Source organism: Candidatus Fukatsuia anoeciicola (assembly GCF_964059965.1).
In the GTDB taxonomy this organism is placed as follows: Bacteria; Pseudomonadota; Gammaproteobacteria; order Enterobacterales; family Enterobacteriaceae; genus Fukatsuia; species Fukatsuia anoeciicola.
In genome coordinates this window covers 731,444-747,717 of sequence record NZ_OZ060923.1, presented here as the reverse complement: position 1 = coordinate 747,717, position 16,274 = coordinate 731,444, and the positions used below count along the sequence as shown (strand labels likewise).

General features: G+C 25.2%; 9 protein-coding genes. 1 reads left to right on the top strand and 8 read right to left on the bottom strand.

The features are described from left to right. Window positions 1–4 precede the first annotated feature (4 nt). Window positions 5–688 (bottom strand): protein TolQ, encoded by a 684-nt coding sequence (tolQ, locus tag AB4W73_RS02385; protein ID WP_367680254.1) that lies wholly within the window; start codon window positions 686–688, stop codon window positions 5–7. A 2,511-nt stretch (window positions 689–3,199) separates the two neighbouring features. After that, window positions 3,200–4,183 carry a tRNA-modifying protein YgfZ gene (gene ygfZ / locus AB4W73_RS02380; protein WP_367680253.1) on the bottom strand — a complete coding sequence of 328 codons (984 nt, stop codon included), beginning with the start codon at window positions 4,181–4,183 and terminating at the stop codon, window positions 3,200–3,202. Between the two features lie 110 nt (window positions 4,184–4,293). Between ygfZ and sdhE the strand changes: the two genes are divergently transcribed. Next, the gene (gene sdhE, locus AB4W73_RS02375) at window positions 4,294–4,560 is read left to right on the top strand and encodes an FAD assembly factor SdhE (protein ID WP_367680252.1); all 267 of its coding nucleotides are present in this window, start codon (window positions 4,294–4,296) and stop codon (window positions 4,558–4,560) included. A 668-nt stretch (window positions 4,561–5,228) separates the two neighbouring features. On the opposite strand, the gene purC is transcribed toward sdhE, so the two are convergent. From purC to glnS, 6 genes are all read right to left on the bottom strand, one after another. Next, window positions 5,229–5,942, bottom strand: a complete 714-nt coding sequence (gene purC, locus AB4W73_RS02370; protein WP_367680251.1) for a phosphoribosylaminoimidazolesuccinocarboxamide synthase — start codon at window positions 5,940–5,942, stop codon at window positions 5,229–5,231. A 1,134-nt stretch (window positions 5,943–7,076) separates the two neighbouring features. Then, a complete protein-coding gene (dapA, locus tag AB4W73_RS02365; RefSeq protein ID WP_367680250.1) occupies window positions 7,077–8,000 on the bottom strand; it encodes a 4-hydroxy-tetrahydrodipicolinate synthase in 924 nt (307 codons plus the stop codon). Window positions 8,001–9,053: 1,053 nt separating this feature from the next. Further along, window positions 9,054–9,569 carry a flavodoxin FldA gene (gene fldA, locus AB4W73_RS02360; protein ID WP_367680249.1) on the bottom strand — a complete coding sequence of 172 codons (516 nt, stop codon included), beginning with the start codon at window positions 9,567–9,569 and terminating at the stop codon, window positions 9,054–9,056. 55 nt (window positions 9,570–9,624) lie between these two features. Beyond that, a complete protein-coding gene (gene dxs, locus AB4W73_RS02355; RefSeq protein ID WP_367680762.1) occupies window positions 9,625–11,502 on the bottom strand; it encodes a 1-deoxy-D-xylulose-5-phosphate synthase in 1,878 nt (625 codons plus the stop codon). A gap of 33 nt (window positions 11,503–11,535) precedes the next feature. Then, entirely contained in the window at window positions 11,536–12,438 is a 903-nt protein-coding gene (ispA, locus tag AB4W73_RS02350; RefSeq protein ID WP_367680248.1) for a (2E,6E)-farnesyl diphosphate synthase, read from the bottom strand. Window positions 12,439–13,596: 1,158 nt separating this feature from the next. Next, window positions 13,597–15,264 (bottom strand): glutamine--tRNA ligase, encoded by a 1,668-nt coding sequence (gene glnS / locus AB4W73_RS02345; RefSeq protein ID WP_367680761.1) that lies wholly within the window; start codon window positions 15,262–15,264, stop codon window positions 13,597–13,599. Window positions 15,265–16,274: the final 1,010 nt, after the last annotated feature.

The following is a 16,274-nucleotide window of genomic DNA, read 5'->3' as shown; positions in this document are numbered from 1 at the left end:
GAATTCATTGTATAGTACGTGTAAAAACCTGGCGATACAGAATAGTAATAAATTCTCCCATAAAATTATCGTAATTCTGCTCAATTTTATTCATACATTGATTAAGGCTATTATATGCCATAATCGCAGGAATTGCTACAAATAAGCCAATAGATGTTGTAATCAAAGCCTCGGCAATACCAGGTGCAACCATCTGTAATGTTACTTGTTTTGCGGTGCCTAAAGTGATAAAAGTATGCATAATACCCCATACTGTACCAAACAAACCAATATATGGACTGATAGAGCCAATATTTCCAAGAAGTGAAATATGTGATTCTAAAGATTCTAATTCGCGATTCATTACAATACGCATTGCTCTTGATGAGCCATTAATAACTGCTTCTGGTGCTTGACTATTAGTACAATTTAAACAAGTAAATTCTTTAAAACCAAAATAAAAAATTTGTTCTAAACCGCTGATACTATCATTGCGTACTTGACTTTCCTGATATTGAATAGATAATTTACAATCCGACCAGAATTTATCTTCAAAAGCTTTAGCGTTATAGTAGGCAGTATTTAGAAGATACGTTTTTTGAAAAATAATCGTCCATGAAATAATAGAAAATATAATTAATATCAATATAATAAATTGTACTAAGAGGCCTGATTTCAAGAATAGATCTAAAATATTCATATTAATCATTGTATAATTCCATAATAATAATCTTAAGAAATCAAAAACTAACCATAACACGATACTTAAAAGTTTTAAACTTAGGAATAATTTTTCTAAAAAATAATTTTATTGCATGGATTTTATGATTTGATTTAAATGAGGTTATAAGAAAACAGAGAGATGATGTTATATTATTGTTTTTTTGTAAATTACTTTAACTTAAGTTTATGTATATTAGATATAATAGGTACTATATAAATTTATTATTTTATTAGTTACTAATTAATGCTAGTATCTTATTATTTATTTCATAATTATCTTATATGCTCTCTACTATAGATTAGCCTTATAGTTATTAGTTTTAATCATATTTATGCATACTTTATTAATTCTATTTTATTTTTATGTTAAAGTAAGAATAATATAAAGATATAGATTATTAATCTGTAAAAGATTTATATAAAAATATAAATAATTTATATTAATAAGTTTTATAAATAAAAATTTTTTAAAAAATTAGATATGTAATAATAATACTAAAAAATTACATATATACTAATAATAGGAATAAAGATTAATATTACTAGATTATTTTCTTAAAATTAGTAAGTTTGATGAATGTATTATATAGTATATAAATAACATTAGTATTAATATTTTATGATATAATATAGAAAATATAGTAATACCTATCTGTATAGTAATATAAGTAAGAATTAAAAAGATAATATAAGTACTAAGTATTTTATGTAAAATATAACATTAATAGAAAAATAGTAGCACATTTACATTAAACATGGATGATATTTATAAAATAAAATACTATTAAAATTTAGTAACTAAGCATTATAATATGTAATTTTAGTAGTATCTTATATTATTAATATAGTTAAACTTACCATTAAAACAAGTAAAATAAAAAATTAAGTAATTAGAAAAGTTATTACTATAGAATAAATATAGATAATAATCTATGTAAAATATCTTTTTTAAAGAATGTTAAAAATGACACTAAATGCTATAACTAGTATAAAACTACCAATAATATCTATATTCTACAGGTTATAACAATAATAATTATTTAATTTAACATTAATAGTCGTAATTAATTAGGAGAAGAATAACATAAATAATACTAATATAGTTATAATGTAAAAATCTAAAAGTGCAGTGATGCATATCATTAGTTAAATAGCAAATAATATATTAATGATAGTGTTGTTATTAACTAAACTTAGTTGCTTACCTAATATATAACAATAGTATTAATTAAAATAAGATGTTAAATCTTACTTTAACTTAATAATGTATTTAAAATTTCTATGCTAATATTTTAGTTATCAATAACCGTAAACCTATTCATGTTAAAATAATCAGTAATCACTAGATAAAATATAGTTCTTCATAATTGTATATAAATGATTCTCTTTACTAGACCTAATTATATTTTATTTAATATCTATTTAAAATTATAAAAACCTACTCTTAGTTACTTAGTTTGATACTAGTAAATTTTAATATTAAATGTATTTACATAATTAATAATAAAGTTTAATTTTAATAAATTAGCATCCTAGATAATATTCGAATTTTATTACTCTATTAGTAATAATATAATTTATTACTTACAGGGTAATAACCATATTTAGAAATAAATCACCTACTTCTATTAGTGAACTACATAATTATGATATAAAGTTATATTTCATATAATCTTTCATTTATCTAGCAACATTTAATAGCATAAAAACAGTTTATTATAAATAATATCAATAAGTTAAAAACACTATAATATATAATATAAAATAGAGAAATAGTATAAATAAAATAAATTTTATTGCTAACTAAATTATTCTTTAATTATTTAAATAATACTAAAGTATGCTATTTTAGCAATAAATCATAGCTTAAGTTTTATTTTTATTAAATGTTATATATACTGTATAATAAATATTATTAGAATATAATTATTCGAGTAATTGATAAATCTAGATATTATTATAAATATATTTTTATATTAAGACACTAATTTATATAATCTAATTTTTTCTGATTATGAATAATGCAAGAGACTTATTTTAATACCTCACTTTAATAGTTATTAATTTTATTTTTTTGTATACACCTAGAGATAAGATTAAATCTTATAATAAACTTTACTACAATTAAAAACTTTTACTAAAGATACATAAAGGTTTAATTAAATAATTTTATTATATTAAGTATGAATATTATTAATACTACTATTCTATAAGTTAGAATAAAACTATTGAAATAAAAAATTATATTTACTAGAGTAAATATAAATAAGGTTATTATTAATATGTAAAGATAAAAATATAAAGTTAGTTTTAAGATCTATTTTAATATAGTTTTACAAAAACTTACTGTATTATGCAAGTTAAGTAATAACTATATAATATATAGTATATAAAAATTATAAATATCAGATAACATAAAATTTATAGTGTATATTTATAAATATATGGTAATTTTGTAATAAATCTAGCAAGTGAGATAATCAATATACTGCTCATCTTATCTTAATGAATAAGGTAAATCTTGTATTTTTAGCATACTACTACTATCACCTTGTACCCGTAATACAGTATCTTTAGTTAAATTATTATTTAACACTGCCTGGATCCAAAGAGTATTATCATTTAGTTGTAGTGCTGATAATATAATGCCAGTTTTACGCCAATATAATCCTAATTGCCACTCTAGATTTTCTCCAGCAACAGGAACCCGATTAGCATTACCAGCTAACCAATATAGTGTTCGTTTGTTAGTGCCGTGGTATTTTGTTCTAGCTACTATCTCTTGACCAATATAACAACCTTTAGTAAAACTAATACCGCCTAAAGCTTGAATATTTGTTTCTTGAGGTATAAATAATGCACTAGTTTCAGTATCAATTAATGGAAATCCAGCTTCTATATCTAATGCTAGCCATTGTTTGCTATTATTAAACTGCGTCATTGGATTGAATTTCATGATTAACTGTTCTTTTTGTATAGTATCAGTAACTAGCAAAAAACGTTCTATAGGTTGAGCAAAATATAATATTGTAGTCATACCTTGCTGAATAACCGGATAATCTACTGTTGGTAATTCAGAAAAAATATCTGTTAACGCTTCTCTAGCAGTAAGTCCGGCAACGCCTAATAATTCAGCATTATTATCTATATCTAAAATTACTTTAGAAAAAATTGCATATTTTTTTAATTCTATTAATTGATTATTTAATACACTACGACGCTCAATAAATACTAATTCTTCTCTTCGATGAAACAAGCGTAAGCTACTCCACATTTTTCCTTTAGCATTACAATGAGCAGCGATTATATGTTGTTTAGCTGCCATAGCTGCTACATCAACAGTTATTTGCCCTTGAAGATATTTCACTCTATCAGGACCTTTTACTGTTATTAAGCCCCAATCATCAAGTGAAATTAGTGTTAAAGGTAATTGAGAAGAAATTTGAGGTTTTTGTGGAGAAAATAGAATTTTGTATGTCATATTAGTATATCCTATAATTATAGTATTTTAAATAAGAGTAAACTTATTTTACAAGCTATTATTTAATAGATTTTCGTTAGTAACATAAATAATTTTGAGGTAATTAAGATATGAGTATTAATAATAAAACGCGTATCTATTGGGCATGTCGTCGTGGGATGCATGAACTAGATTTTTCTATTATGTCATTTTTTAAATATGAATATGATACGCTCGATAATAATGATAAATTTTTATTTATTCGTTTACTAAGTAATGATGATTTAGACCTAGTCAATTGGTTAATAAATTATAGAGAATCACCAGATCATGAATTACAAAGAATGATTAAACTAATTCAAATAAGAAATAAAACCCGTAGTTTTATAGCAATTTAAATTACGAATCTTAGGAAGTGACTAATTATTTTATTATTATTGTTTGCTACACTAAGATTAAAATAAAACTGTATAAATTAACCATAAAGTAATTAATAAAATATTTTTAATTATTACTTTAGTAAAAGTAATTATATTATATAGTACTTGCTATGTCTACCTTAGCAATATTTATTAAATATTAAGCAAGGTTAGATTTATTTAGTCTAAAATATTAGATTTATATTTCTGTGATAAAGTATATTATTGTTACTTGTATAATAGAGTTTTTCTTTGAAAACTAATGTATATGATAAAATTTTTTATAGATAAATTATTTTTATGTTATATAATGATAAATTATTATTATATTAATATTCAGTTATAAAATCTAATATTATAATATTTTAATATTAACTTAATTCATAGGGTGTAAATCTTTTAATTTTTATTACTAGTAATAAATTATATTGAATTCTATTTCTAATAGAAAAGGAATTATTTTTTTTATAACTTATTTAAATTACTAATTACAACATACTATTTATGATAAAAACTAAATAGTAATAAATATGAAAGTTTATAGTTAATATCTATTGATATAATAATAAAGATATCGTGTAATTATTAATTACTTTAAAGGTATCAATTTCTATTAGAAAGATGATAAGTAGTTGCTACTAAAACTATTAATCTAATTTAACACCAATACGTCTAGCTACTTCTTTATAAGACTCAATAATATTACCTAGATTTTGACGAAAACGATCTTTATCCATTTTTGTTAAATTATTTTTATCCCATAAACGGCAATTATCAAGTGAAAATTCATCTCCTAATACTATATTACCTTTAAATAAACCAAACTCTAATTTAAAATCTATAAGAATAAAACCAGCATTATCAAATAATCTGCTAAGAATATTATTTACTTGGTAACTAAGTTTTTGCATATTCTCTATATGCTTCTTACTTGCCCAACCAAAAGCTATACAATAGGATTCATTAATCATTGGATCATGCATAGCATCATTTTTTAAAAAAAGATCAAATAATGCAGGTTTTATTTCTAACCCCTCTTTAAGACCTAATCGTTTAACTAAAGAGCCCGCTGCTCGATTACGTATAACGCATTCTACTGAAATCATATCTAGTTTTTTAACTAATACTTCATTATCTGAAAGTAATTTTTCAATCTGTGTTGGAATTTTTTCTATTTCAAGTTTTTTCATGATAAAATAACTAAATTTATTATTGATTATGCCTTTATGAGTAAATTGCTTAATACGCTGACCATCCATTGCTGATGTGTCATTACGAAATTCTAGCACTAATAGATTGGAATTTTTAGTACTATAAACAGTTTTAGCTTTTCCACGATATAACTCAGCTAATTTTTGCATTATATTAATTCCAGTAGTATTATTATTTTTGATAGAAAGACCGTAATTTTTTTATTTTACGTTAATATTTATTATTTTATACTAGTATGATTAGATTTTATCTAAAGCACTATAGTTATTAAGTTACTTTACTGTTAGTTTAATATATTCTTTTTATAATCAATATATTATAAACTACTATAGTTACTAAAATCATTTATTTTATACTAATAATTATTTATTATTAGTATAAATATTTTTCATATCTAATTAATTTAATAATTACTTATATAACTAGATACTCGATAATTTATTAAAATCATACTTTGTGAAAGATTATGATCTCTAGCTTTTATTTTTTCTTAGTTCTGCTGGTAAGCAGATACTTAATTAGTATGTAGTATTATATAATAACGATAAGTAAATTATTATCTTAACTACTACTCTATATATAAGCTACTTATAAATTAGTAATCTAGTTATTTTTAGTATTAGTACATACTTTGTATGAACTTTGAATTAAAGTATTTAATACTATGATATTACGCTTAACTTTATCAGTTATTAGATTTATATCTTAATATAAAACAAGTATTTTACTATTAATGCTAATTTATGTCTCTGCTATTAAACATTTATCTAATAATGCCTAACTATTTATTTTTATTAGTTATATTTTATTTAATCTTAAATTAGTATTTAATTTACGTCTTTGCAGCTAGCTGTTAGTAGGTAATTATTTTTAATAATAGATTTATTTTATATCTATAAATAAAGATTTCATTAGTAATTTTTTAATAAAAATTTACTAGTATACACAATAAATTATATTCAAGAATTACTTAATAATACTAAAAGTTATACTAGTAGATAAATATCTAGTATTTTCTAATAGTATCTTGTCATAATCTTAGTGGGGTATTATAGGTAGTATTTTATAATGATTAAATTATTTTAGTGAGTACCTTTATTAGTTATTATATAGTTATATCTAAATAAAATTAATACTACTAGCCTAATATTTATAGTATTCATTAATTAAATACGTATTAATAGCATAACTAATAAAACAATGATACCTCTTTATGTTATGTTCTTTATTCAGAATATATTTATTTATGATATAGTATTTACAATATAGTTATTAAAATTTTCTTAAGAGTTACAGACTAATGAAGTATTACGAGATGATGAATAAATTTTAAGTAGCTCTGTGCTTTGTAATGCCTTTTTTATTATCTGCTGATTAATATTAGTTAGTGATATTAGAGGTAAACGTAAAGTATCAGTAGCTATTAAACCAAGATATTGACAAACCCATTTTACTGGAATAGGATTTGATTCAATAAATAAATATTTATGTAATAATCTTAAATGCTTATTTAAATTTCTAGCAGAAACAAAATCACCTTGTATAGCATATGTACAGAGATCTGCCATTTCACGAGCAGCAATATTTGCTGTTACTGATACTATTCCTTTACCTCCTAATTGCATAAAATCTAGGCCACTTCTATCATCACCACTTAGTAAAATAAATTGTTTACTGACTAATTCTTGTATCTGACTTACACGAGTCAAATTTCCTGTTGCCTCTTTTAGTGCTACAATATTTTTAATTTTAGCTAATCGAGCAACTGTCTGTGGTAATAAATCACACCCAGTACGTGAAGGTACATTATATAAAATTTGCGGTAGATCTGTGCTTTCAGCAATTTTTTTAAAATGCTGATATAAGCCTTCTTGTGTAGGACAATTATAATATGGCGTAATTGTTAGGCAACCAGCAATATCTTTATTTTGAAACTGTTTAGTCAGTGATATCGCATCTTCTGTTACGTTAGAACCAGTACCTGCTATTACAGGAATGCGACCCATAGCTAACTCTATTGTTTTTAACACAACGTTGATATGCTCGTTACGTTTAAGTGTTGCGCATTCTCCAGTTGTGCCCATAGAAATAATTGCCTTAGTACCACTAGCTATATGGTAATTAACTAATTTTTCTAGACTCTTATAATCAACATTACCATTTTCACTCATAGGTGTTATTAACGCAACCATACTTCCCGCAAACATTTACTATCTCCTTTATAGATAGAGCAGATTGTATAATCTAACTTAAACCTAATAAGTTAGTACAAGCATTGAAATTAGCTTGTTTACCTATGCTATATAAGAAAAACGATCTAAGAATTTATTTTAAAATTTATTGTACTCGCTATATTTTTTAGTCAAGTAATTTTTAAAAAATATATTAAAATACTTATTTATTATCTTTTATTCTGTACAAAAAAATTTTGTTTTCAGTGCATTTTATTATTTAAAAATAGCGAAAAATTTATAATAAGCTACAAAAATAAATCATTTAAAATAAATAACTATACTAAATATACTAATAAATAGTAAATATAAAAATATGATTCTTCATAACTTATTAATAAGTTACATTTTTTTATTATCTTGTTTGTTTATTTTAAATAGATTATTTTATATAGGATAATTAGTTGTATTTTTATGTACTAAATTGTGATAATAAAAGTATGTACTATAAAGATAAATATTATGTAAAGACTTATTATTATTATATTATATTTTTTATAATAGTCATAAAAAACTGTAGTTAGTTAGTATAATTAGTATGTTGCTAACAATATTTTCTTGCTATTTTCTAGCAAACTAATTTTTAAAATTCATTACTTTTTACAATTTAGGCAAATTAAATAATTATGATATTATTATGTATGAATTTACACACAGATTTAATACCTTAAAATTATAATAAATTATAATTAATAGCATATTTAAATTAATTAAGAATATAATAGGAAACTTTAATCTAATGTTTTAATTATACTAATCAACTTTTATAGAGCTCCTTCGTATAAATATAGTAATAAAATAAATCCTATAACATCTCTAAGATTTTTAGTCTTAAATATGTTACTTTAAGATTAACTTTCTTTAATTCTACACTATTATTGGTCACCTACTTAACTCCCTATTACCTATTAAAATATAACTGTATATTATTATACAATTATATAACTTAAAATAAAAATAACGAGTAACTAGCATAGAAATTAATGGTATCCTATATCATTTAATCTTAGGCTAAGGTTATACAGAAACTTATTTATTCTTTAGGTTTAATTCTTTGCTAATTTGTTTTGCCCAAGTTTTAACACGCTCCTCAGTTAGTTCTGGCTGACGATCTTCATCAATAGCAAGACCAATAAAATTTTTATCATTGGCTAAGCCTTTAGAAGCTTCAAAATAATAACCTTTAATTGGCCAATGACCAATAATAGTTGCTCTACGAGACACAACAATATCATGTATAATACCCATAGCATCACAGAAATATTCTGAGTAATCTTCTTGATCACCACAACCAAATAGTGCAACGAATTTTCTACTAAAATCAATTTCTTTTAATGTTGAGAAAAAATCATCCCAATCACATTGGGCTTCGCCGTAATACCAAGTTGGTATTCCAAGCAAAAGAATATTAAATTTTTCTAAATCTTCTTTGCAGCTTTTAGCAATATCGTATACTTGAGTAATTTCTTGATTAAGTTGTTTTCGTAGCATTTTTGCGATATTTTCAGTATTACCAGTATCACTACCAAAAAAAATACCTATCATTACCTATACCTTTTAGTTTATATTAAATTAGTAATATACTATATTTTAAATTATCTTATTTATCATAGTTATAAGATTTCCACTTTATTTCAATTTGTTGTTGAATACCAGCAGCATCAAGGGCATATACAGAGCGCATTTCGTCTTGCTCACCTTGAGAAATAAATTTATCAGGTAAACCAATATTTAGTATTGGTAATAACTTTTGTTTAGCTATTAATAACTCATTAACTCCACTGCCAGCACCTCCGCTAATAGCATTCTCCTCTAAAGTCACTAATAATTGATGGCTAGTAGCCATATCTAATAATAACTCTTCATCTAAAGGCTTAATGAATCGCATATCAACTAGAGTAGCATTTAATTTATCAGCTACTTGTTGCGCTTGAGGCAATAAAGCACCAAAATTAAGAATAACAATTTTTTCCCCTATGCGTCGCACTATCGCTTTGCCAATAGGAAAAACTTGTAAAGATTGTAGTTCAGCTCCAGTACCACTACCTCTTGGATAGCGTACTGCTACTGGGGCATGATGTAAGTAACCAGTATGCAGCATTTGACGGCATTCATTTTCATCACTTGGTGCCATAATTACCATATTAGGAATACAGCGCATAAAAGATAGATCAAAGGCACCTTGATGTGTTTGACCATCAGCGCCAACTAAACCTGCTCGGTCTATAGCAAAAAGTACAGGTAATTTTTGCATTGCAATATCATGAATTAATTGATCATAAGCTCGCTGTAAAAAGGTGGAGTAAATGGCTACTACTGGTTTATAACCACCAATGGCAAGTCCAGCAGCAAAGGTTACTGCGTGTTGCTCGGCAATAGCAACATCAAAATATTGATGTGGATATTCACGTGAAAAACGAACCATACCTGAGCCTTCACACATGGCAGGTGTTATTGCCATTAATCGATTATCTTTTGCAGCGGTTTCACACAGCCAATCGCCAAAAATTTTAGCATAGGTAGGAAAACTACCATTACTTTTAGGTAAAGTACCTGCTTGTAAATTAAATTTAGGTACTGAATGCCAGCTAATAGGGTCTAATTCTGCTGGTGCATAACCTTTACCTTTTTGAGTCATAATATGTAAGAACTGTGGACCTTTCAGGGTGCGCATTTTTTTTAGAGTACTTATTAGTACAGGAAGATCATGTCCTTGAATAGGTCCAATATAGTTAAATCCTAACTCTTCAAATAGAGTTCCAGGTATTACTATTCCTTTTAAATGTTCCTTAGTTAATTTTAGTGATTCTTTAATTGGTGGTAGTCCTTCAAATACTTTTTTCCCATTATCTCTTAATGTTGCATAGCACTTACTTGATAATAATTTAACTAAATAGTTATTTAATCCACCAACATTTTCTGAAATTGACATTTTATTATCGTTAAGTATTACTAATATATTAGTATTTATTTCTCCAGCGTGATTCATTGCTTCAAAGGCCATACCTGCTGTGATAGCACCATCGCCAATAACACAAACGGTATGTCTCTCTTTGCCCTCTCGTTCTGCAGCTACTGCCATACCAAGACCAGCACTTATAGAAGTTGAAGAATGACCAACAGAAAGTACGTCATATTTACTCTCTTCACGACAAGGAAAAGGATGTAATCCCTCTTTTTGTCGGATTCTTGAGATCGCTTCACGGCGACCAGTTAGAATTTTATGTGGATAAGCTTGGTGCCCAACATCCCAAATCACATTATCGAAGGGGGTATTATATACATAGTGCAACACTACAGTCAGTTCAATGACACCTAATCCTGAAGCAAAATGACCGCTAGAAACACTAACGCAATCAAGTAAGTATTGCCGAAGTTCTTTGCATAATTGCGGAAGACAATCTTTAGGTAACAAGCGTAGTTCTGGTGGATTCACTGCTAGAGCTAATGTTGGATATTTAGCTGTATCAAAACTCATTGGCTGCTTCATATAAGGCTGTTATAGTTTTAACTAATTATTGCGTTTAATAATAAAATCTGTCATTATATACAATAATTTAGGGTTATAGGACTGCACTGATAGACTATCAAGAGCCAAGAGTGCTTCCCGATAAAGATCCTTAACTTTTATTCTCGCGGTGTCAAAGCCAAGTAGTGCTGGATAAGTATTTTTACTAAATTGTTGATCAAAACATTTCTGTTTATCAATTCTATTAGTCTCACCAATAATATCTAAAATATCATCTTGTACTTGAAAAGCTAAACCAATTGCTTCAGCATACTTATCTAATAGTAATAAGGCATTCTTTCTTCTTTTTCCTGCCGCTAATGCGCCAATACGTATGGCAGCACGAATTAAAGATCCAGTTTTATTACGATGAATTTGTTCTAACGATGCTAGTGAAATTTGACAATTTTTAGATATAATATCCAATGATTGTCCAGCACACATGCCTGCAGCGCCGCTCGATTGTGCAAGTTCAGATAACATGGCAAGACGATCCTTAAGAGTAACATTTGGCATTGGTTTATCAGTGAGGATAGAGAACGCCAGTGTTTGTAAGGCATCACCAGCTAAAATAGCATCAGCTTCACTAAATTTAATATGACAACTCTGCTGTCCACGACGATAATTATCATTATCCATTGCTGGTAAATCATCATGAATTAATGAATAGGCATGCATACATTCAATTGCGGCTGCTGCTGCATCTAAACTATTAAGAGGTAAGTTAAACATTTCACCAGTAGCGTATACTAAACAAGGACGTACTCTTTTGCCTCCAAGTAGAGTGCCATAACGTATTGCTTGTACTAGCTGACTATTTTGAAAAGGTAGTTCATTAATAAAATTTTTCAGTGTTTGATCAACACGTTGTTGATAAGTTATTAGCTGTGAGTTAAGGTTAGACATGGTATTTATTCTTAAATCTAGCTTATAGGAGAATTATAGTTCATAGCATGTCTTAATTTATGCGTTAATTATACAAAAATTACTAGTACTAAGCTTACAGTTAATCTACCGGGATTATTTAAAATTATCAACAAATAGAGTTAATGGTTCCTCTACATAATTATTAAAAACTTATGATCTTTACTTAATCTATAATAACTTTTACTAGTTTAATACAACTAATTTTAGTAAATATTTAAATTTATATATATTTTTAAAAAGAAGTTTATGCTTTAAATATATTATTATCTATTCTAATTTATAAAAGAGTATCTAATATTAATGACATTTTATATTTTTATATAAATCAAATTAAATTTCAAGAGTTGTATTATTTTAGTGGCAGTATTAGGTATATATTTAATAGGATAATTATCATTAATCTATAACTGTCTATATTTTATCTTTGCTTCTTTGTACCAATAAGCGAAATACACCTGATTATTGTAAGTTATTAACTAATCTATTTAGCCATGCATTTATTATTAAATTATTTACTAAACAACTATTATTATAATTAAAAGTTTCCGTTAAAATTACCTAGCTTAATATGTACTATTAGTAATAGATAGAATCTACGGTAGATACCATATAGATTAATTATAAAATAATTATTAAAATACTGATATTAGCTAATGTTCATTAGAATTAATGATTCTATCATATAATATCTTATGTATAAATCTATAGTTAGTTTTAACTGTGATTATATTCAAAAGTTTTTAACTTATTAGGTTTAAATAAAAATTTAATATTGTAGCTACAAAGAGTTTAATTTTTAATTAAAGTAATTTTTTATAGTCAATATTAATTGATATTAAAACAAATTCTAGTAGTTTTTATAAACTATGAACCATAAATTTTTATTTTATTTTGCTAAAAATACAAGATTATTTTGTATTTATGATTAAAATATATTGTTAACTAATAATTTTCTAGGGTATATTAAATACCTTGTAAATATTAATCATAAAGCATTAATTATAATTATTATGGTTAATATAAATAGATAATAGAACTAACTAATTGATACGTAAAGTATTAATAAATCCTTAACTATACAATACATTAGTTTTATTATAAAAATAAAACATATAAAATTAATATCATACTAAATATTTAATGCTTATCTTTAATTTGCCAAGTGTTACGCAAACTAACAGTACGATTAAATACATATTTTCCAGCTAGGAGATATTGACTATCAATACAAAAATAACCCTCACGTTCAAATTGGTAAGTTTGTTCAGGAATTGCATTTGCTAAATTTGGTTCAACAAAACCATGACGAATAATCAAAGATTTAGGATTAATTGTTGTTATAAAATTATCTACTAAATTAGGATTTGCTACATTAAAAAGATGATCATACAAATGAATGTCTGCTGGTAATGCATAGTCAGCAGCTACCCAATGAATGACACCTTTTACTTTACGACCATCTAATGGATCCTTATTTAATGTTTGCGCATCATAGCTACAGTAAACTATGATAATGTTACCTTTTTGATCTTTTTCAATATATTCTGCTTTAATGACATAAGCATGACGTAAACGTACTTCTTTACCTAGTACTAAGCGCTTATAATGTTTCTTAGCTTCTTCACGAAAATCTGCTCGATCAATATAAATAATATTATCAAAAGGTACTTGACGATTACCCATTTGTGGGTTATTAGGATGATTAGGCATGGTTAAATATTCTATCTTAGATGCCCGATTTTTAATAATAATTTTTATAGGATCTAAAACTGCCATTGTCCGTGGTGCATTTTTATTTAGTTCATCACGAATACAAGATTCTAATGTTACCATCTCTATATTATTATTTTGTTTGGTCATACCAATACGCCGACAAAATTCACGGATTGATGCTGCAGTATAGCCACGGCGACGTAGGCCTGAAATAGTTGGCATACGCGGATCATCCCAGCCTTTAACAATATTTTGAGTTATTAACATATTTAGTTTACGTTTCGACATTATGGTAAATGTAAGATTTAAACGAGAAAATTCATATTGACGCGGACGGCATTTAATATTAATATTATCTAATATCCAATCATATAAGCGGCGGTTATCTTGAAATTCAAGGGTACATAGCGAGTGCGTAATTCCTTCTAATGCATCAGAAATACAATGAGCAAAATCATACATTGGATAAATGCACCACTTATTGCCAGTTTGATGATGTTCGATAAATTTAATGCGATATAATACCGGATCACGCATTACCATAAAAGGTGATGCCATGTCAATTTTAGCTCGTAGACAAGCGCTTCCTTCAGTAAGATCACCTGCTTGCATTTTTTTAAATAACGTAATATTCTCTTTAATAGATCGATCACGAAATGGACTATTTTTACCTGGAGAAATTAAAGTACCACGATATTCACGTATTTGTTCACTATTTAATTGATCAACATAAGCTAGGCCTTTTTTAATTAATTCAAATGCATATTCGTATAATAAATCAAAATAATCAGACGAATAACATATTCTACCACTCCATTTAAAACCTAGCCATTGTAAATCATGTTTAATTGATTCGATATATTTAATATCTGCTTTTATTGGATTAGTATCATCAAAACGTAGATTACAATGTCCGTGATAGTCTTGAGCTATACCAAAGTTTAAACAAATAGACTTAGCGTGGCCAATATGTAGATAACCATTTGGTTCAGGTGGAAAGCGAGTATGTATTACAGCACATCTATTATTAGCTAAATCTTCATCAATAATCTGACGAATAAAATCATTGGAGTAAGCTTGAACCTTATTCATCATGTCATTCCTTAATATTTAAATAAAATCTACATCTGTTTCTAAAGAGTAAAAAGTAAAAATTAGATCTAATATATTTAGAAAATCAAAAATATAATTATATTAAAAAATAAATAAAAAATTAGAAAGAAATAATACTATTTTAATTATATTAAGAGTCTTGTAACTTATGTATAATAAAAAATAATTTATTTTTATATAAAATTAAGATAATTTTTCTATTAAATCTATTCAAAATTAGCACTTCTATATAAGCATTACTAATAATCCCTAAACAAGAAGATTTTCATGTAATATAAAGCAATAAATAAAGATACTACAATAAAAATTCGTGCTCAATTAGTTCTAAATATAGTTTAACTTAAAAAATAATAAAAATATTTAATATTAGATAAATATAAATAAATAATAATAATTAAAACTAAGATTATGTTTAGATAATTATTTATTAATAATCTTTAAATCTCTACGAGAGTATCGTAGAGATTTTTTTGTTAGCTAAAATTATAAGATAAGTAATAATTATATATTAAAAAGTATATACAGTATCAGTATATACTTATTAATGCCACTAAATACTATTTAAACTGACAAAAATATAAAGAGCTTTATTTATAAAAGATATACCTTAAGAATTAATTAGTCATTAATAAAAAAATTAATTAGTCATTAATAAAAAAGTAAAGCAATTATCTATATAATTTTTTATTAATAAAACACAATCTAATTTTAAATTACTTAAAGGTTTTATGTATAAATAAATCTTATAATTAAAATAATAACAGATATAAATATAGATCACTTAGAACTAGTAAAAATTAATTATTTATATTATCTATATCAATAAGTTGCAATTAGAAATAATATTAGTATCAATTTATCTTATTCATTAAAAATTTATAGCTCTATTACTATATTTAATTAAATATATTATAATTACTTTAACTTTAAATAGTTATTATTATTTATTGTTAATTATTAACTTAATATAGATCATGAAAAAATATTAT

Bases quoted from the DNA above. Each gene is read 5' to 3' on its own strand.
- dxs (WP_367680762.1), bottom strand. From the start codon at position 11,502: ATGAGTTTTGATACAGCTAAATATCCAACATTAGCTCTAGCAGTGAAT.
- purC (WP_367680251.1), bottom strand. From the start codon at position 5,942: ATGCAAAAATTAGCTGAGTTATATCGTGGAAAAGCTAAAACTGTTTAT.
- ispA (WP_367680248.1), bottom strand. From the start codon at position 12,438: ATGTCTAACCTTAACTCACAGCTAATAACTTATCAACAACGTGTTGAT.
- dapA (WP_367680250.1), bottom strand. From the start codon at position 8,000: ATGTTTGCGGGAAGTATGGTTGCGTTAATAACACCTATGAGTGAAAAT.
- tolQ (WP_367680254.1), bottom strand. From the start codon at position 688: ATGATTAATATGAATATTTTAGATCTATTCTTGAAATCAGGCCTCTTA.
- glnS (WP_367680761.1), bottom strand. From the start codon at position 15,264: ATGAATAAGGTTCAAGCTTACTCCAATGATTTTATTCGTCAGATTATT.
- sdhE (WP_367680252.1), top strand. From the start codon at position 4,294: ATGAGTATTAATAATAAAACGCGTATCTATTGGGCATGTCGTCGTGGG.
- fldA (WP_367680249.1), bottom strand. From the start codon at position 9,569: ATGATAGGTATTTTTTTTGGTAGTGATACTGGTAATACTGAAAATATC.
- ygfZ (WP_367680253.1), bottom strand. From the start codon at position 4,183: ATGACATACAAAATTCTATTTTCTCCACAAAAACCTCAAATTTCTTCT.